Source organism: Staphylococcus simulans, assembly GCF_002994445.1.
GTDB lineage: Bacteria > Bacillota > Bacilli > Staphylococcales > Staphylococcaceae > Staphylococcus > Staphylococcus simulans_B.
On the sequence record NZ_MRZJ01000001.1, the window covers coordinates 62105 to 81828 of the forward strand.

The window sequence follows — 19724 nt, forward strand, 5'->3', positions numbered from 1 at the left end:
CTAATCCGCTGCCTCTTTATTTGAGACAGCGGATTTTTTAATGAGGTGATTGTTTGAATCGTTTTTTACAAAATGCTATACAATTAGCAAAAATGGCTGAAGGCCAAACAGGTGTTAACCCTGCAGTCGGTTCCGTGGTTGTCAAAGACGGCAAGATTGTCGGGCTCGGCGCACATTTGAAGCAGGGAGAAAAACATGCTGAAGTACAAGCATTAGATATGGCTGGATATGCAGCAAAAGGTGCAACAATTTATGTATCTTTAGAACCTTGTACACATTTTGGATCTACACCGCCTTGTGTCAATAAAATTATTGAAGCGGGGATTAAAAAAGTTGTCTATGCTATGAAAGACATTACTTTGGATTCTCCTGGAGATGATATTTTAGCAGCGGCAGGTATTGAAGTGGATTATCAGCATCAACCTGAGGCAGAAGCAATGTATACAGACTTTTTTAAAGCTAAACAAGCACAAATACCAAAAGTAACATTGAAGGTGAGTGTGAGTTTAGATGGCAAACAAGCTACGGATGAAGGTCAAAGCAAATGGATTACCAATCCTGGTGTTAAACAAGAAGTGTTTTTGCAGCGTGCACGTCATGATGCAATTTTGACAGGTGCAGGTACTGTTGCTGCGGATAACCCGAGTTTAACGGTGAGGTTAGAAGGTGAACGCCAACCCGTTCGCGTGATATTAGCGCGCAGCGGTAATTTGGATTGGAACCAGAAAATATTTCATGATCCGATTTCGCCTGTCTATGTATACACAGAAAATAACCAAATAAAAGCAGATGAACTTCAATCTCATGTACAGGTGATTGTACTTGATGATTGTTCAATTGAAACTGTTTTAAAAGATTTATATAAGAAAGGTATCGGCTCAATCTATGTTGAAGCCGGTCCTAAAGTGACTTCCCAATTTCTCCAATCACAGTGTGTACAAACACTGATTATTTACTACGCCCCGAAAGTAATTGGAGGTTCCGGCGCTTATCAGTTTTATCAAACTGACAGCATTTTACCGCTGGAACAAGTTCCTCAATTTGAAATTGACCATTCTGAAATCATTGATCAAAATATCAAAGTTGTATTAAGAAAGAAGTGATTTCATGTTTACCGGTATTGTAGAAGAAATCGGTACCATTGACCGAATGACTACAGAACAAAATGTCATCAAAATGACGATAGCATGTCAAACTATCATAGAAGATATGCATATCGGTGATTCAATCAGTGTGAATGGTGCATGTTTAACAGTAACTTCCTTTGATTCATCTACCTTTGATGTCAATGTCATTAAAGGAACCGAAGACAAAACTTATTTATCGCAGCTGACTAAAGGCAATCACGTGAATTTAGAGCGTGCTATGCACAGTCAAGGCAGATTTGGCGGACATTTTGTGTTAGGACATGTAGATGAAGTGGGGTCGATTATCAAAATCAGACCTTCTTCAAACTCTAACATCGTAACTGTACAATGTCCTGCATCGATTACAGATCAAATGGTTCAGCAAGGTTCTATCACTGTTGATGGAACAAGTTTGACGATTTTCAGACTTGACCATGGACAATTTGATATTCATTTGATTCCTGAAACTAAACGATCAACTGTTTTAGGTCAGAAACGTGTGGGCGATAAAGTTCATTTAGAAGCGGATATGTTATTTAAATATGTACAAAAAGCAATTTCAAATGACAAGTCGGAATTGACTAAAGAGAAACTTATGCAATTCGGCTTTTAAGAGGAGTGTTGATAAATGCAATTTGATTCTATAGAAAGTGCTGTTGAAGCACTTAAACAAGGTGAAAGTATCATTGTTGTCGATAATGAAGATCGTGAAAATGAAGGTGATTTAGTTGCGATTACAGAATTAATGCATGATAATACCGTGAATTTTATGGCACAAGAAGGCCGCGGATTAATTTGTGCACCGATTTCACTATCATTAGCTAAATCATTGAATCTAGAGCCGATGGTTAAAGAAAATAGCGATGAGTTCGGTACTGCGTTTACTGAAAGCATTGATCATATTCATACTACAACAGGTATCAGTGCTAATGAACGAATGATGACAGCTCGTGCATTGATTGATGAGAACAGTACCGCAAGCGACTTCAATCGACCAGGGCATTTATTCCCGTTAATAGCAAGAACGGGCGGAGTGCTGGTTAGACAAGGACATACAGAAGCAGCTGTAGATTTAGCTGAAATGACAGGTTCGAAACCTGCAGGGTTAATATGCGAAATTATGAATGAAGACGGCACAATGGCAAAAGGCGAGCAGCTGCAAGCATTTAAAGAAAAACATCAGTTGAAAATGATTTCCATTGAAGCCTTGATTCATTACCGCAAAGTACATGAAACGCATATGCATGCTAAAGCAAAAGTTAAGATGCCGACAGATTTCGGTATGTTTGATATGTATGGCTTTGAATCTGATTATTCGCATGATGAAATTGTAGCTATTGTAAAAGGCGATGTTCAAAATGTAGAAAATGTACGGATTCATTCCTCTTGTTTAACAGGCGATATTTTCCATAGTCAGCGATGTGACTGCGGAGCGCAATTAGAAGCAGCAATGAAATACATCAATGAGCATGGCGGTATGATTATTTATTTACCGCAAGAGGGCAGAGGTATCGGTTTAATTAATAAATTAAAAGCTTATGAATTGATTGAAAAAGGTTACGACACAGTCACTGCCAATTTAGCTTTAGGATTTGATGAAGACTTGCGTGACTATTACCATGCGGCTGAAATTTTAAAACATTTCGATATAGAAAAAGTCAATTTACTCAGCAATAACCCTGAGAAATTCAAAGGTTTAAAACATTACGGAATTGATGTGGAAAAACGTATTGAACTGATTGTTCCTGAATGTGAACATAACCATGATTATATGCATACTAAGAAAATCAAAATGGGACATATGATTTAAGTAAATGAATCAATCAATCATTAAATAATTGGAGGAATTAACAATGAACTTTGAAGGAAAATTATTAGGACAAGATTTAAAAATCGGTATCGTTGTGAGCCGATTCAACGACTTTATTACAGGACGTTTATTAGAAGGTGCAAAAGATGTTTTGGTACGTCATGAAGTAGATGGCGACCAAATCGATGTAGCTTATGTACCAGGTGCATTTGAAATTCCGTTGGCAGCGAAAAAATTAGCACAAACCGGCAAATACGATGCAGTGATTACATTAGGATGTGTCATCAGAGGGGCAACTTCTCACTATGATTATGTCTGCAACGAAGTAGCAAAAGGTGTATCTAAAGTAAGCGATACAAGCGGATTACCAGTCATTTTCGGTGTATTAACAACTGAAACAATTGAACAAGCTGTTGAACGTGCTGGAACTAAAGCAGGTAATAAAGGTGCTGAAGCGGCTATGGCAGCAATTGAAATGGCTAACTTATTAAAATCAATTGAAGGCTAAGGCTGATACAAAAGATAATTAAATAGGATACAGCAACAAATGAAAAGCAAGGACGCGCGTCCTTGCTTTCTTTAATGATGTTTGAGTCTTAATTATTTCTTTTTTAAACCTTTGAATAGGAAACTTAAACCGATACATACAGATAAGATGCCTGCACCTACAGCAAGTGTTCTTGGTTTTACGAATTCTTTAAAGGCTAAATTCAAGTTTTGCGGTCTTTCTGCTAAACGGCGCATGAAGTAACCAAACCAATCTTCGCCATAGGGTACATAAATACAGAAGTTGTAACCTTCATCTGCAATTTCATAGGCTAAGTCAGAGCGGAAGCCGTATAACATTTGGAACTCGAATTTATCTCGATCGATATGATTGTCCTTCACAAACTGCTTTACATGGTCGATGATTTTGTCATCATGTGTCGCAATAGATGTTATATTCTTCGCACTTTTCAGTCTTTTTTCGATAAGACGAATATAGTTTTCATCAATATCTTCTTTCGTTTGATAAGCAATTGATGCATTTTCTTTATAAGCACCTTTTACTAAACGCAAGCGGATATGTGGATAGTTTTCAATCATATTATCTGCAGAATATAAATATGCTTGAACAACAGTTCCGATATTGTCATATTCTTCAGATAATTTGTCCAATACATATAGAATATTGGATAGCCCTGCAAACTTTTCAGTGTCGATATTAATATGGATATTGCCTAAATCTTTTGCTTTTTTTGCAATTTCTCTTAAATTCTCTTCAGCTAAGCCTAAATCGAATTCAGCCCCCAATTGACTGATTTTAACTGAAAGGTGTGCTTTTAAATTATTGTCGTAAATATTTTGAAGCACAGTTAAAATAATGTTTTTCTCTTTAAGACTTTGCTCCTTTGAATCTACAAATTCACCAAGACAATCGACAGTCACTGTAATCCCCTTATCGTTTAGTGTCTTGATTGTCTCAATGACTTCATCAATGGAATTGCCGACAACAACTTTGTGCGCCCCAAGTACAGGTCCGTATTTTCTAGCTGCATTGTTCAAAAAAGTGTTATTTGACAAACCTATAAAAAAATCTTTGACTAGTGACATGTAAATTCCTCCCATACAACTCTGTTTCAATTAGTGTATCATGTTTCTTTAAGGTATGAAAACGTTAACAATATATAATAATACACATTATAATAAATAATTACATAATGAGGAAACAATGTAATTATACTTTCTGTAGTTATTGTGTTTGAAATCTATTCAAAAATACTTCTTTCATATTTTGGCGTGAGTTCTAAATAGATTTTAGATGTCTGCTTTTGATACAATAAAATAAACTAATTTTATTAGAAGGGTAGTCGTTGATATGTGGAAGTGGGAAACAGAAAGCGAAGCAAAAGGCGTTATAGTCATTGCTCATAATTTATTAGAACATACAGGTAGATATGCATATGTCATTACATCTTTAAGACGTAACGGTTATCATGTCATCATGGGAGATTTGCCTGGACAAGGTCAGACATCAAGATCTAATAAAGGTCAAATCGACAACTTTGAAATTTATCACGAACATATCTTAGAGTGGCTAAGAATCGCGAGTGAATATAAACTTCCGACATTCTTGATGGGCGTCGGTCTGGGTGGACTGATTACCTTGAATTTAATGGAGCGTACAGAACTGCCGATTGAAGGCATCATTTTAATTTCACCTTTAACAGCATTCCAAAAAAATGCTAAAACGCGCAAAAACATGTTTACATCTAATATCGGTTCAAATGTTAAAGATATGCGCTTCAATCTAGGGATTGAACCCGAACATTTAACAAGAAATGAAGAAGTGATTAAAGAAACTAAAGAAGATGGATTGATGTTGACAAAGGTTTCATACCATTGGTACAAAGAAGTTGTAAATATAATGAAACAAACTATGGAACACTTAGAAGATATTCAAAGTATTCCGATGTGTTTGATGTATGGTACAGAAGATCAAATCGTTGACACAGAAACAATCATAGATATAAAGAAACGTGTTAAAACAGAAGAATTATATTATAAAGCTTGGGAAGGTTTATACCATGAAATTCATAATGAGCCGGAACGTCCATTAGTAATGCGTTATGTCCTAAGTTACTTGAATAATAAAGTTAATGCATTAGGGTTTATTCCAAATGATATTGATGATCAAATTGAAATTTAAAAACGCTTGAGGTTGAGATACAAATTGTATCTTGACCTTTTTTGATTCACATTGTAAAAATTTGTTCACTTGTATGAAGATTTTTGAGTTCAACACATTGCAATTATGCAATGAAGTTGGTATGTTTAATATGTGAAATATATCACATGAAGATATTCCATAATGGAGAGGGTAAGTAATATGAGTAATGTAAAAGCTAACAAAGTAGTTTTAGTAGGCGATGGTGCAGTAGGTTCTAGTTATGCATTCGCCATGGTAGCACAAGGTGTTGCTGATCAATTAGTCATCATCGACTTAGTTGAAGAAAAAGTAAGAGGTGACGTTTTAGATTTAAATCATGGTATGCCATACGGTGAATCACCAACTCAAGTTTCTGCAGGTACTTATGCTGACTGTTCAGATGCTGACTTAGTAGTCATCACTGCAGGTGCACCTCAAAAACCAGGTGAAACACGTTTAGATTTAGTTGAAAAAAATACTAAAATCTTCAAATCAATCGTAGGTCAAATCATGGATAGCGGTTTCGATGGTATTTTCTTAATTGCTGCAAACCCAGTTGACGTACTTACTTATGTCACTAAAAAAGTATCAGGCTTACCAAAAGAACGTGTTATCGGTTCTGGTACAATCTTAGATACTGCACGTTTCAAATATGAATTAGGTGCAGAATTCGGAGTTTCACCAGACAGCGTAAACGCAAGCATTATCGGTGAACACGGCGACTCTGAATTAGCAGTTTGGTCTCAAGCAAGTATTGCTGGTCAAAACTTATATGATATTTTAAACAATGATCCAGAAAGAGCAAAACGTATTGAAGAAATCTTCTTAAACACACGTGATGCTGCATATGACATCATCAAAGCTAAAGGTGCTACTTACTACGGTATCGCTATGGGCTTATTACACATTTCTAAAGCGATTTTACGCAACCAAAACCTTATATTAACTGTATCTAGTTATTTAGAAGGCGAATATGGTCAAAAAGATGTGTACATTGGTGTACCAACATTAGTAAACCGTGCCGGCGCTGTTAAAATTTATGAAACACCTTTAAATGAAAAAGAAACTGAAGAGTTCAATCACTCTGCAAGTGTATTAAAAGAAACAACTAAAAGTGTAGATAAATTATTCAACTAATTATATATAAAACAAGAGCCATTGCCGCTTCAACACGGTAATGGCTCTTGTTTTTTGAATTTTTTCTAGATTGCTTTGCTCAATACTTGTTTATCGCTTTTCAATTGCACAAATATAAGGCGGATTATTTTGCTGATTAATAAATCCGTACTGCAATATATGTGCTTTTTGCTGATCGAAGTTTTGAAGATACTGAAAAACTGTCTCGCTTTCTACTTGTCCTTCTGGATGGCCAGGATAGATGACTAAGACAATAATACCTTCTGTTGAAAGCATTTCAAATATCGCTTCAATTGCTTGAATCGTAGTTTCTGAAGTTGTCACGATATGTTTATCGCCTTTAGGCAAGTAGCCGAGATTAAAGATAGCCGCATCTACAGGCAAATCAGCTGCTTTAATATGTTTCGCAACGTTTTCATGACCATCATGAATCAATGTTGTATTATCGAAATCTGCGACTTTTTCTTTGGCTGCTTCAATTGCTTCGGCTTGGATATCAAACCCGTAAACATGTCCATTCGGTACATGCTGAGCTAAAAACAACGTGTCATGTCCGTTGCCGCATGTTGCATCAATGACTGTACTCTTACTATTGATATGAGACTGAATCAAGGACTTTGCAAACGGCAAAATACGTTCTACTATCATGATTGATGCGCTTCCTTTGCAGGTTGGTAGTGCTGACCTTGTGCTGAATTTCTTCGTGCTAATTCAGCATCAATCGCATTCAATACTTCCCACTTATTGACACTCCACATAGGTCCGACCATCAAATCGATAGGGCCGTCGCCGGTAATTCGGTGAATAATCATTTCAGGCGGCAGTATTTCTAATTGATCGCATACTAAGCTGACATATTCTTCTTGCGACATAAAGTTCAGCATGCCTTTTTCATATTGCTTGACCATCGGTGTTCCTTTAAGCAAGTGCAGCAAATGAATTTTAATTCCTTGTACATCCATTTGTGCCACTGTTTTGGCAGTTTCCATCATCATGTCGTAATCTTCGCCCGGCAGTCCGTTAATAATGTGCGAACATACATTAATGTTGTGCTTTCTTAATTTAGCCACACCATCATAATACGTCTGCATGTCATGTGCGCGGTTGATTAAATCTGAAGTTTCTTGATGCACTGTCTGTAATCCAAGTTCTACCCATAAGTAAGTACGTTCGTTTAAATCTGCTAAATATTCAACGACATCGTCCGGCAGACAGTCTGGTCTTGTTCCGATAGATAAACCGATAACACCAGGTTCTTTTAAAACCGGTTCGAATTTCTCTTTTAGTACTTCTACTGGCGCATGAGTGTTAGTAAAGGCTTGGAAGTATGCGATATATTTGCCTTCATGCCATTTCTCATGCATACGTTCTTTGATTTCTTTGAATTGTACTTCAATAGGATCTGCACGATTGCCCGCGAAATCACCGCTGCCGGCAGCAGAACAGAATGTACAACCGCCATGTGCAACAGTACCGTCTCTGTTTGGGCAATCGAAACCTCCATCTAATGCGACTTTAAAAATTTTATGTCCGAATTTATTTTTTAAATGGTAATTCCATGTATGATAGCGTTTATCTTCAAATGCATACGTAAAATATCGACCCATATGACATTTTCCTTTCTTAAATTAATCCATTGTAAGATTTTACCATAATTTAAGGTAACTTGTTGAGAAGAAAATCCGAAATAGGTCTTTTCTTAATATAGAAATTATAGTAAGATTGTCTGGTTGCAAAATCTAAGTACTAAATAAATAGATGTAAAATGTGTTTTCGCTTCGCTCATTTTGATGAGTAGGCGAAAATTTTTAATTGGCAAAAAAGCAGAGGTTATAAACTTGAATCTGAAAAAAAGAAAAGAGAAAGCAGGTGTATAAGTATGAACATTCCCAAATCAATTTGGTGGCTTGTTGTAGGAATGGCAATCAACATTATGGGTGCCAGTTTTTTATGGCCTTTAAATACAATTTATATGAGTCAGGAATTAGGTGAAAGCTTAACAACTGCCGGGTTAGTTTTGATGATTAATTCATTAGGAATGGTCATCGGCAACTTGCTTGGCGGTTTATTATTTGATAAGTTAGGCGGCTTTACAACAATTATCAGCGGTGCAGTCATTTGTTTATGTGCTACAACTTTATTAAATTTTTATCACGGCTGGCCGTTATATGCGGTGTGGCTTGTTATGTTAGGTTTCGGCGGGGGTGTAATCGTACCTGCGATTTATGCGATGGCCGGAGCAGTGTGGCCGAATGGCGGACGTCAAACCTTTAATGCGATTTACTTAGCACAAAACTTAGGTGTGGCTTTCGGGGCAGCCATGGCCGGTTATGTAGCAGAACTTAGTTTCAATTATATCTTTATCGCAAACTTATTAATGTATGTCGTGTTCTTCATAGTAGCTGTGACACAATTTAATGTGCAATATCGCGGTAAAGTCAGAATCCCAGAGACGAATCAATGGGCACAAAAGAAATATCGCAAACGCTTTGTTGCATTATTACTGTTATGTGTAATGTTTGCGATATGTTGGATTGCTTATATTCAATGGGAGAGTACAATCGCATCATTTACGCAGCAAATGAACATTTCGTTATCGCAATATAGTGTATTATGGACTATCAACGGGATCATGATTTTAGTTGCACAGCCTTTGATTTATCCTGTTATACGCTTATTAAGAGGCAATTTAAAGAAACAAATGTTTGTCGGTATTTGTATTTTTATTTTATCGTTCTTTGTTACAAGTTTTGCGCATCAATTCTCTGTCTTTGTAATCGGTATGATTATCCTTACATTAGGGGAGATGTTTGTATGGCCGGCTGTACCTACGATTGCGAACCAGTTGGCACCTGAAGGGAAACAAGGTGCATATCAAGGTATTGTTAATTCAGCGTCAACGGTCGGTAAAGCGTTCGGCCCGTTAATCGGCGGTATTTTAGTTGATACTTTCAACATGCAAGTGATGTTCTTGTCAATGATGGGCTTATTAATCATTTCAATGTTCTTTTTATATATTTATGATAAACATTTAACACCAAGTGAATTTGATGTTTAAACAAGATATGGTTACCATGTCTTGTTTTTTTACACTTCTAAAGTATTTCGCAACATTTAATTGTTTATTAATAGTATTGTATTAAATGAGTTGAAGTGTTAAGCTACTTTTAGGAAATATTTATTACAACTTAGAGGTACACAACATGACAAAAACAACTGAAGAATTTAACAGCGACGTGCTGCATACGCCTTTAAAAATTAATAAAGGCGAAATCACACTGGATTTAGGTGTTTATGAGTATCAATTTCAAAAGAAATTGAATTTGCAACATCCGGTTGAAAAACCATACTTTGCATTAAAAAGAATCGTAGACATTGTATTGAGTTTCACTTTGATTCTCATCACTTTGCCGATTATGATTTTATTTTCGATTATCATTTGTTTGGATAGTTTCGGCAGTCCGATTTATTCGCAGATGCGTGTGGGTAAAATGGGGAAACTATTTAAAATATATAAATTAAGATCCATGAAGAAAAATGCGGAATCAAACGGCATGCAGTGGGCGGAAAAAGACGATCCGAGAATCACACGTGTCGGCCACTTTATCCGAAAAACAAGAATTGATGAATTGCCGCAATTATTTAACGTGTTAAAAGGTGAAATGAGTTTTATCGGTCCTAGACCTGAACGGGCTGAATTTGTGGAACTTTTCAGTTCTCAGTATCAAGGATTTGAACAACGCTGTTTAGTTTTGCCTGGTTTAAGCGGCTGGGCACAAGTATGCGGCGGTTATGATTTAAAACCGAATGAAAAGCTGAAATACGATATGAGTTATATCCGCCATGCATCTATTCCTTTGGAGTTATTTATCGCTTTCAAAACAATAGGTGTGTTGTTCACAGGTTCTGGTTCTAGATAGTATTGGCAAAGTATTTAGGACTTGCATAAAAGGTTAGAATAAAATATAGTTATAGATGTATATGGAGTAGTAATTTAAATTGCTTATTAAGAGAGCTGGTGGTCGGTGCGAACCAGTTTAGGAATTTAAGTGAACTTACCAACGAATAATATTAAGAATAAGTACAGCTCGAGCTATTATGTATGAGGTGCGTAGAAATACGAATGAAGGTGGTACCGCGGCGTCAGTCGTCCTTCATAAAGCAATCATAATAGTTTGAGTTGTATTTTTTTATTAGGAGGAAAGCAAAGTGAGTTTTAATCATCAAGAAATTGAGAAGAAATGGCAAAATTATTGGGCTGAACACAAAACGTTTAAAACTAGCGATAATTTAGGTCAAAAGAAATTTTATGCATTAGATATGTTCCCGTATCCATCAGGTGCAGGTTTGCACGTAGGACATCCTGAAGGCTACACAGCAACAGATATTATTTCACGCTACAAACGTATGCAAGGGTATAATGTCTTACATCCGATGGGATGGGACGCTTTTGGTTTGCCGGCTGAACAATATGCATTGAACACAGGTAATGATCCGCGTGAATTTACTAAAGAAAATATCAAAACATTCAAGCGTCAAATTCAAGAGCTTGGTTTCAGTTACGATTGGGATAGAGAAATCAGTACAACAGATCCTGATTATTATAAATGGACACAATGGATTTTCATTCAACTTTACAACAAAGGCTTAGCTTATGTGGATGAGGTTGCGGTGAACTGGTGTCCTGAATTAAAAGCGGTATTATCTAACGAAGAAGTTGTAGACGGTGTTTCTGAACGTGGCGGATATCCTGTTTATCGCCGCCCGATGAGACAATGGGTATTGCGTATTACTGAATATGCTGATCGTTTGCTTGAAGATTTAGATGACTTAGATTGGCCTGAATCTATCAAAGATATGCAACGTAACTGGATTGGCCGTTCTGAAGGTGCGAAAGTTACATTTGATATCGAAAATAATGACGGCAAAATCGACGTATTCACTACAAGACCGGATACGATTTACGGTGCAACTTTTGCGGTATTAAGTCCAGAACATGAATTAGTAGATCAAATTACAACAGAGGATCATAAGGCAGAAGTTGAAAATTATAAAAAAGAAGCATCTATGAAGTCTGATTTGGAACGTACAGACTTAGCAAAAGATAAAACTGGTGTATTTACAGGCGCATATGCGATTAATCCATTATCTGGCGAAAAACTTCCGATTTGGATTGCGGATTATGTATTGTCTACTTATGGTACAGGGGCTGTAATGGCTGTACCGGCACATGATGAACGTGACTATGAATTCGCACAAAAATTCGACTTGCCGATTAAAGAAGTCATCGAAGGCGGAGACATTGCGAAAGAAGCATATACAGGCGACGGCCCGCATATCAACTCAGGTGCATTAGATGGCTTAAACAATGCAGAAGCGATTCCTAAAGCAATCCAATTGCTTGAAGAAAAAGGTGCCGGCGAGAAAAAAGTCAATTATAAATTACGCGACTGGTTATTCAGCCGTCAACGTTATTGGGGCGAACCTATTCCAATCATTCATTGGGAAGACGGTACAATGACAACTGTTCCGACAGAAGAATTACCATTGTTATTACCTGAAACTGATTCAATCGAACCATCAGGTACAGGCGAATCACCGCTTGCTAATATTGATGAGTTTGTGAATGTAGTTGATCCTAAAACAGGTATGAAAGGCCGCCGCGAAACAAATACAATGCCGCAATGGGCAGGCAGCTGCTGGTATTATTTAAGATATATTGATCCGAAAAATGATGAAATGTTAGCGGATCCTGAAAAATTAAAACACTGGTTGCCGGTTGATTTATATATCGGCGGTGTAGAACATGCGGTACTTCACTTGCTTTACTCAAGATTTTGGCATAAAGTACTTTACGATTTAGGCGTTGTACCTACGAAAGAGCCATTCCAAAAATTATTCAACCAAGGTATGATTTTAGGTGAAGGTAATGAAAAAATGAGTAAATCTCGCGGTAACGTAGTCAACCCTGACGATATCGTACGTTCTCACGGTGCAGACACATTACGTCTATATGAAATGTTCATGGGACCTTTAGATGCGGCAATCGCATGGAGCGAAAAAGGTTTAGACGGTTCTCGTCGTTTCTTAGACCGTGTATGGAGATTGTTCGTAAATGAAGATGGCACACTATCTTCTAAAATTGTAGATAATGATGATAAATCATTACAAAAAGTTTATAACCAAACTGTGAAAAAAGTAACAGAAGACTATGACACATTAAACTTCAATACTGCTATCAGTCAATTGATGGTGTTCATTAATGAAGGTTACAAAGCAGATCAGCTTTACAAACCTTATGTTGAAGGATTTGTGAAAATGTTATCACCGATTGCACCGCATTTAGGTGAAGAATTATGGTCTAAACTTGGACATGATGAAACAATCAGTTACCAACCATGGCCAGATTTCGATGAATCATTACTTGTTGATGATGAAGTTGAAATTGTTGTTCAAGTCAACGGCAAAGTCAGAGCGAAAGTCTTCATTCCAAAAGATGCGTCAAAAGAAGAAATGGAAGACATTGCTTTAAAAAATGAAAATGTTAAATTAGATATAGGGGAAAAAGACATCAAGAAAGTCATCGCTGTTCCGCATAAATTAGTGAACATTGTAGCTAAATAATTAAGGAAGGTGATTAAGTGATGGAATCAATTACAACAGATGAACTTAAAAAGAAAATGCTAGAACATTCACCTGTTCATATTGTTGACGTCAGAGAAGATGAGGAAACAGCTACAGGTATCATTCCTGGAGCAACAACAATTCCTATGAATCAAATTCCTGACCATGTCAAAGACTTTAATGAAAATGATACGTACTATATTATTTGCGCAGGCGGTGTACGCAGTGCAAATGTAGTCAATTATCTTAAGCAGCAAAACCCTAACATTCATGCTGTAAATGTAGAAGGCGGTATGAAAGCATGGGGCGATGAAGGTTTAGAAGTCGATAGTATTTAATAAGTTTTTAACATAGTAATAGCCGAAACAGGGCACTTTATCAGTGTGCTGTTTCGGCTATTTTCATTATGTGTGTGATGTTATTACAATGTGTTGTTGTAGATGCCTGCGTTAAGACCTGAAACACGTCCGGTTACTAAAGCGCTGGTAATATTATAGCCGCCAGTATAACCGTGTATATCAAGTACTTCGCCGCAAAGGAAAAGGCCAGGTGTAATTTTAGACATCATCGTATGCGGTTCGATTTCTTTAATAGAGACACCGCCACCTGTGACAAATGCTTTTTCTATCGGCAAAGTGCCATTTACAGTAAACGTAAATGTTTTGAACAGATGTGCGATTTCCAAGATTTGCTGATTAGAGATATGATGTCCGGTTGTGTCTTCAGCTACGCCAGCTTGTTCTAAAATAAAATTCAGATAGCGTTCTTCAATGATGCCGCGCAAACTGTTCTTTATAAATTTATCCGGTGCATCCTTAATTAATTTCTTAATACGTGCTTGCACTTCATTTTCTTTTTCTTCAGGGAAGACATCTAGCTGCATTTTGATGTCTTGTCTCTTTTGAGATTTTTGTTCTTTGTATACAAATTGGCTGCAGCGTAAAGCAGCAGGTCCGCTGACGCCGAAGTGTGTGAAAATCATATCCATTTGATGGGTGATACGCGGCTTCTCGTTTTTTCTTAATACAGATAAAGCGACATCTTTTAGGCTGAGGCCTTTGAGTGTCTTTCTGATTATAAAGGGTTCTTTAGAAGTAATCGGAACTTCTGTCGGGAACAGTTCTGTAATGGTATGGCCTAAACTTTCCGCAAATGCATAACCATCACCAGTTGAACCTGTGTGCGGTACACTTGTGCCGCCTGTAGCGATAACTACTGATTTGGCTAGGTATTCGCGGTTGTCTTGATCTGTAACGCTAAAGCTTCCGTCATCATTCTTTTGGATGTGTTTGACTGCTGTTTCTTCTTTAACTTCAACATGATTTTGAGCAAGTTCTTGAATCAAGGTATCCACGACATCTTGTGCGCGGTTAGAAACCGGAAACATTCGGCCGTGATCTTCTTCTTTAAGTTTTACGCCTCTTGATTCAAAGAATTCTATAATAGACTCATTGTCGAAAACTGAAAAGGGACTGTAAAGAAATTTTCCGTTGCCTGGAATATGACGGATAATTTCATCATAAGGCAATCGATTGGTGACATTGCATCTGCCTCCTCCTGAAATTTTAAGTTTTCTGCCGAGTCCTTTTTTCTTTTCTATCAGCAAAACCTTTTGTTTGTCTTGGCTTGCGGCTGCTGCGGACATTAAACCGCTGGGACCGCCGCCTATGATTATTGTTTGGTACATATCGATTATCACGCAATAAATTATGCGTGATTACCTCCTTTAATTTGATTTGAAATAAGTATTTAGGTTATTGTGAATGCTTAGACTAGTATTCCGTTTACTTTCGTAAGATTATATGGCATAGTCTACTCTGTTGTTAAATTCTTTATAATATCTTTCCTGTTAACACAATTTTAAGCTATAATACTAATGAAAAAAAGTAACTGCTAATGAATGTTGGTAGTGGGATAAGATTAAATTAATTTTCAGATAGGAAGAGTGTTATGAATGAAAGTCAAGAATTAGTGAGAGGGACCTTTCTCTTAACAGTAAGTATTTTGATTACCAAAATACTGGGTGTGCTGTTCATTATACCGTTTTATGCAATTATCGGCGGTGAGGAGAATTTGGCCCCATTCAACTATGCATATGCACCTTACAACATTGCGATTGCTGTAGCAACCGCTGGTGTTCCGCTGGCTGCTTCTAAGTATGTAGCAAAGTATAATGCAATCGGTGCATATCATGTAAGTCAAAAGCTTTATAAATCAAGTTTTATTGTCATGTCGATCAGCGGTATTATCGGGTTTATTATCTTATATACTTTATCTCCGTTTATCGCTAATGTCACATTGGCACATAAATCAAACGTAAAAGGCGGATGGACTGTTGATGATATTACATGGATTATCCGTATTATCAGTACAGTTGTTATCTTCATTCCGCTATTAGCGACTTGGCGAGGGGTATTCCAAGGTTTCAAATCTATGGGTCCTACAGCTGTTTCAGAGGTAACTGAACAAGTAGCTAGAATTATCTTTATTTTAGGCGGCAGCTATGTTGTCTTGCACGTGATGAACGGTACAGTCTTAATGGCCAATGGTGTAGCTACATTTGCGGCAGCAATCGGTGCAATTGTAGGTATCTTTACACTATGGTATTATTGGCGCAAGCGTAAACCATATATAGATGAAATGGTTGCGTCTGATACAACCGGTTTGGATGTTCCGTATTCAAAAATGTATAAAGAAATTATTTCGTATAGTATTCCTTTTGTAATTGTCAGCTTAAACTTCCCGCTTTTCAACATTGTGGATCAGCTGACGCATAATAATGCTTTAGGCATTGCAGGCGTACCGCAGCAATTACATGACTATTTCTTTACAATATTGAATATGACAACAAACAAAATTGTGATGATCCCCACTTCATTAGCAGCAGGCTTTGCGATCAGCTTGATTCCTTATATTACAAAGACATATGAATCAGGCGAGCTAAGCGAAATGCACAGACAAATCAGAACATCGCTTGGTGTATTAATGTTTATTACAGTTCCTGCAAGTTTAGGGATTATGGCGTTAGCCTCTCCGTTATATACTGTGTTCTACAGTAATAACTTTGACGGCAGCCGTTTGTTATTCTTCTATGCACCCGTGGCAATGCTGATATCTTTATTAAGTATTACTGCATCAATGCTGCAAGGTATAGATAAACAAAAACTGACAGTATTCGTTATTTTAGCGGCAGTTGTATTGAAAATTGTATTAAACTTCCCGCTTATTGTTATGTTCCATACAGCAGGTGCAGTACTAAGTACGGGTATCGCTTTATTATTCGCGAACATCTGCAACTTCTATATCTTGAAGAAATATGCGAAGTTCACATTTACAGAAACTTGGATTCAATTTGCGCAAATCTTTATCTACGGCTTCATCATGATGATTTGTGTCGAAATCGGTTATTGGTTGATGCAAATGGTTGTATCGCCGCAAACAAAATTCGGCAGTTTAATTATTTTAATCGTAGGAGTTGTGATTGGTATGGCAGTTTATGGCGGTATCACGCTGAAAACAAGACTTGCGGATCAATTCCTTGGTGAATTGCCAAGCAAATTACGCAGAAAGTTGAGAATCTCATAATGAGATTAGATAAATTTTTATCAAATATGGGTGCAGGTACACGCAGCGAGGTCAAACAACTGTTAAAGAAAAATGCAGTGATGGTCAACGGAAAGAAAGAAAAACAAAGCAAGCGTCAAATCAATCCAGAAGCAGATGAAATCAGCGTTAACGGTGAAGTCATTGCTTATATTGATAAAATCTATTTAATGCTGAACAAACCTGCCGGCTATGTTTCTGCGGTTGAGGATGCAGAACATAATACAGTTATTAGCTTGATTGAACAATATCAATATTTAGACCTTTTTCCTGTTGGAAGATTAGATAAAGATACAGAAGGGTTGTTGTTGATTACAAACGATGGGCAATTCAACCACGATGTAATGAGTCCGAATAAGCATGTTTCAAAAGTATATCAAGTCCAAGCAGCACAACCAGTGACGCAAGATGATGTACAAAGATTCGAAGAAGGTATAGAATTATCGGATGGTAAAGTCAAACCGGCAAAACTCGAAATAACAGAAGATCCTCAAGTTGTATTTGTAACAATTCATGAAGGTCGCTATCATCAAGTAAAAAGGATGTTTCATGCGATTGATAATGAGGTAACTAAGTTAAAGCGAGTTAAAATCGGAAATTTAAAACTAGATGACAATCTGTTAAAAGGCGAGTATCGCGAATTAACCGAAACAGAATTGGAATTAGTTAAAAACTAAAATTTTAAAAAGGACAAGGTGATTATTTATGGCTAAATCAAATAACTTCTTAAAAGCAGTACTAGGAATCGGCGCAGCAGCAGTTGCTGTAGTGTTAAGCAGAAAAGAAAGCAGAGATCGTTTAAAACAAGAATATGATAAATATAAAGAAAACCCTGAATCATATAAAGAAAATGCTAAAGAATTAGCAAACCAAGTTGCATCAAAAGCAACTGAAACTTTCAACGAAGTAAAACAAGATCCTAAAAATTATGCTGAAAAAGTAAAACAAGACCCTAAAGGCTTCTTGCAAGAACAAAAAAATCGTTTCTCTAATTCAGGAGATGCGCCATCACCAACATTAAAAGATGTTAAAGGTTCAGATGAAGCGCAAAACAACATCAGAATCGTTACTGATGAAGATTTAAAACAAAACGAAAACAAAGATTCTAACGACAACAAATAAGATAGTTTTCATTTTAAGTACCTTAGCGGATTCGCTAAGGTGCTTTTTTAGTACCAAAAATTATTTTGGCGTTTTAAGGCTTGCAATGACAACACTTTTGAAAAGTTGACAGAAAATTTATGGGGTTCCCACTGTTGTTTAAGAATCAGTTAGGGTAAAATAAATAGTGAACTAAAAAATGAGAAGGAAGTTGATCACGAATGTGGAAAGAAAAAGTGCAAGAATATGAAGATCAAATTATTGCTGATTTAAGCGGCTTACTATCCATTGAAAGTGTAAGAGACGATAGTAAAGCAACATCTGATGCACCAGTCGGTCCGGGTCCAAGAGCGGCACTTGATTATATGTATCAAATTGCTGAACGTGATGGATTCACTGTCCACGATGTCGATCATATTGCAGGCAGAATCGAAGCAGGTAAAGGAGAAGACTTATTCGGTGTATTATGCCATGTCGACGTAGTACCTGCAGGAGAAGGTTGGGATACACCGCCGTTTCAACCTACTGTAACTGATGATGCAATTATCGCACGTGGTACTTTAGATGATAAAGGACCTACAATCGCAGCTTATTATGCTGTTAAAATCTTAAACGAGATGAATGTAGATTGGAAAAAACGTGTGCATATTATCATCGGTACGGATGAAGAATCTGATTGGAAATGTGTCGACCGTTATTTCAAAACTGAAGAAATGCCGGTATTAGGTTTTGCACCTGATGCTGAGTTCCCAGCAATTCATGGTGAGAAAGGGATTACTACTTTCGACATCAAGTTTAATGCTGATGCTGCTTCTGATGATGACGCAGAAGTGACACTTTTATCACTTGAATCAGGCCAACGATACAACATGGTTCCTGATGAAGCAGTAGCAAAACTTAGCGTTAAAACAAGCAATTCTGATGTAACAGAACGCTATCAGCAATACCTGGAAGCGCATGAATTAACAGGCACAAGCGAATTAGAAGGAGATACATTAGTATTACGTTTAAAAGGTAAAGCCGTACACGGTATGGACCCTTCAATCGGACTTAATGCAGGGTTATATTTAATTCACTTTTTAAACGGCTTGGAATTAGATGCTAACGCCTCACAATTTGTGTATTTAAGTGAACGTTATTTATTTGAATCACACTTCGGCGAAAAAATGGGCATGAAATTCCATACCGATAAAATGGGAGACTTAACAACTAATATCGGTATTATTTCTTATGAAAAAGGCAAAGGCGGCGAATATGGTATTAATTTGCGCTACCCAGAAGGATTTGAATTTGATGAAGCTATCGAAGGCTTTAAACACGAAGTAAATGAATTAGGATTTGAACTTGAATTAGGCAAAGTACAACGTCCTCATTATGTGGATAAAGAGGATCCGTTTGTACAATCTTTAGTTCAAGCATATCGCAACCAAACAGGCGATATGACTGAGCCATACACAATCGGCGGAGGTACTTATGCACGTAATCTAGATAAAGGCGTAGCATTCGGAGCGATGTTCAGCGACTCAGAGGACTTAATGCATCAAAGAAATGAATACATCACTAAAAAACAATTATTTAATGCTACAAGTATTTATTTAGAAGCGTTGTACGCATTATGTGTGGAGGAATGACT

18 protein-coding genes and 1 other annotated feature are annotated in these 19724 nt (G+C 37.0%); of the genes, 14 read left to right on the top strand and 4 right to left on the bottom strand.

Features of this window, described 5'->3' with window-relative positions:
* Positions 1-53: 53 nt before the first annotated feature.
* The 4 genes from ribD to ribE are packed head-to-tail and all read left to right on the top strand — an operon-like array spanning position 54 to position 3445.
* On the top strand, positions 54-1103 hold the full coding sequence (gene ribD, locus C7N65_RS00475; protein WP_105992503.1) for a bifunctional diaminohydroxyphosphoribosylaminopyrimidine deaminase/5-amino-6-(5-phosphoribosylamino)uracil reductase RibD: 1050 nt from the start codon (positions 54-56) through the stop codon (positions 1101-1103).
* Positions 1104-1107: 4 nt separating this feature from the next.
* Complete coding sequence (locus C7N65_RS00480) at positions 1108-1740, top strand: riboflavin synthase (RefSeq protein WP_105992504.1); 633 nt, start codon at positions 1108-1110, stop codon at positions 1738-1740.
* Between the two features lie 15 nt (positions 1741-1755).
* The gene (gene ribB / locus C7N65_RS00485; protein WP_105992505.1) at positions 1756-2937 is read left to right on the top strand and encodes a 3,4-dihydroxy-2-butanone-4-phosphate synthase; all 1182 of its coding nucleotides are present in this window, start codon (positions 1756-1758) and stop codon (positions 2935-2937) included.
* A 43-nt stretch (positions 2938-2980) separates the two neighbouring features.
* A complete protein-coding gene (gene ribE / locus C7N65_RS00490) occupies positions 2981-3445 on the top strand; it encodes a 6,7-dimethyl-8-ribityllumazine synthase (RefSeq protein WP_105992506.1) in 465 nt (154 codons plus the stop codon).
* A gap of 92 nt (positions 3446-3537) precedes the next feature.
* Here the strand turns inward: ribE and C7N65_RS00495 are convergent, their stop codons facing one another.
* On the bottom strand, positions 3538-4530 hold the full coding sequence (locus tag C7N65_RS00495; protein WP_105992507.1) for a proline dehydrogenase family protein: 993 nt from the start codon (positions 4528-4530) through the stop codon (positions 3538-3540).
* Between the two features lie 265 nt (positions 4531-4795).
* Between C7N65_RS00495 and C7N65_RS00500 the strand changes: the two genes are divergently transcribed.
* Complete coding sequence (locus tag C7N65_RS00500; RefSeq protein ID WP_105992508.1) at positions 4796-5626, top strand: alpha/beta fold hydrolase; 831 nt, start codon at positions 4796-4798, stop codon at positions 5624-5626.
* Between the two features lie 180 nt (positions 5627-5806).
* Positions 5807-6763: an L-lactate dehydrogenase gene (locus C7N65_RS00505; protein ID WP_105992509.1), complete on the top strand. Its 957-nt coding sequence runs from the start codon at positions 5807-5809 to the stop codon at positions 6761-6763.
* Positions 6764-6853: 90 nt separating this feature from the next.
* Here the strand turns inward: C7N65_RS00505 and C7N65_RS00510 are convergent, their stop codons facing one another.
* Positions 6854-7411 carry a class I SAM-dependent methyltransferase gene (locus tag C7N65_RS00510; RefSeq protein ID WP_105992510.1) on the bottom strand — a complete coding sequence of 186 codons (558 nt, stop codon included), beginning with the start codon at positions 7409-7411 and terminating at the stop codon, positions 6854-6856.
* On the bottom strand, positions 7408-8370 hold the full coding sequence (locus C7N65_RS00515; protein ID WP_105992511.1) for a TIGR01212 family radical SAM protein: 963 nt from the start codon (positions 8368-8370) through the stop codon (positions 7408-7410). Before C7N65_RS00515 ends, C7N65_RS00510 begins: the two co-directional genes overlap by 4 nt.
* A gap of 272 nt (positions 8371-8642) precedes the next feature.
* Here C7N65_RS00515 and C7N65_RS00520 point away from each other — a divergent pair, with 272 nt between their 5' ends.
* From C7N65_RS00520 to C7N65_RS00535, 4 genes are all read left to right on the top strand, one after another.
* Positions 8643-9821: an MDR family MFS transporter gene (locus C7N65_RS00520; protein ID WP_105992512.1), complete on the top strand. Its 1179-nt coding sequence runs from the start codon at positions 8643-8645 to the stop codon at positions 9819-9821.
* A 145-nt stretch (positions 9822-9966) separates the two neighbouring features.
* A complete protein-coding gene (locus tag C7N65_RS00525) occupies positions 9967-10683 on the top strand; it encodes a sugar transferase (protein ID WP_105992513.1) in 717 nt (238 codons plus the stop codon).
* A gap of 49 nt (positions 10684-10732) precedes the next feature.
* Positions 10733-10921: a binding site (T-box leader), on the top strand.
* A gap of 51 nt (positions 10922-10972) precedes the next feature.
* Positions 10973-13387 carry a leucine--tRNA ligase gene (gene leuS / locus C7N65_RS00530; protein WP_105992514.1) on the top strand — a complete coding sequence of 805 codons (2415 nt, stop codon included), beginning with the start codon at positions 10973-10975 and terminating at the stop codon, positions 13385-13387.
* Positions 13388-13407: 20 nt separating this feature from the next.
* Positions 13408-13725 carry a rhodanese-like domain-containing protein gene (locus C7N65_RS00535; protein WP_105992515.1) on the top strand — a complete coding sequence of 106 codons (318 nt, stop codon included), beginning with the start codon at positions 13408-13410 and terminating at the stop codon, positions 13723-13725.
* Between the two features lie 83 nt (positions 13726-13808).
* Here the strand turns inward: C7N65_RS00535 and C7N65_RS00540 are convergent, their stop codons facing one another.
* The gene (locus C7N65_RS00540) at positions 13809-15074 is read right to left on the bottom strand and encodes an NAD(P)/FAD-dependent oxidoreductase (RefSeq protein WP_105992516.1); all 1266 of its coding nucleotides are present in this window, start codon (positions 15072-15074) and stop codon (positions 13809-13811) included.
* Positions 15075-15337: 263 nt separating this feature from the next.
* On the opposite strand from C7N65_RS00540, the gene C7N65_RS00545 reads away from it, so the two are divergent.
* From C7N65_RS00545 to pepV, 4 genes are all read left to right on the top strand, one after another.
* Entirely contained in the window at positions 15338-16972 is a 1635-nt protein-coding gene (locus C7N65_RS00545; protein WP_105992517.1) for a polysaccharide biosynthesis C-terminal domain-containing protein, read from the top strand.
* The gene (locus C7N65_RS00550) at positions 16972-17667 is read left to right on the top strand and encodes a pseudouridine synthase (RefSeq protein WP_105992518.1); all 696 of its coding nucleotides are present in this window, start codon (positions 16972-16974) and stop codon (positions 17665-17667) included. The genes C7N65_RS00545 and C7N65_RS00550 overlap by 1 nt, the downstream gene beginning before the upstream one ends.
* 28 nt (positions 17668-17695) lie before the next feature.
* Complete coding sequence (locus tag C7N65_RS00555) at positions 17696-18112, top strand: YtxH domain-containing protein (RefSeq protein WP_105992519.1); 417 nt, start codon at positions 17696-17698, stop codon at positions 18110-18112.
* 200 nt (positions 18113-18312) lie between these two features.
* The gene (pepV, locus tag C7N65_RS00560) at positions 18313-19722 is read left to right on the top strand and encodes a dipeptidase PepV (RefSeq protein ID WP_105992520.1); all 1410 of its coding nucleotides are present in this window, start codon (positions 18313-18315) and stop codon (positions 19720-19722) included.
* Positions 19723-19724: the final 2 nt, after the last annotated feature.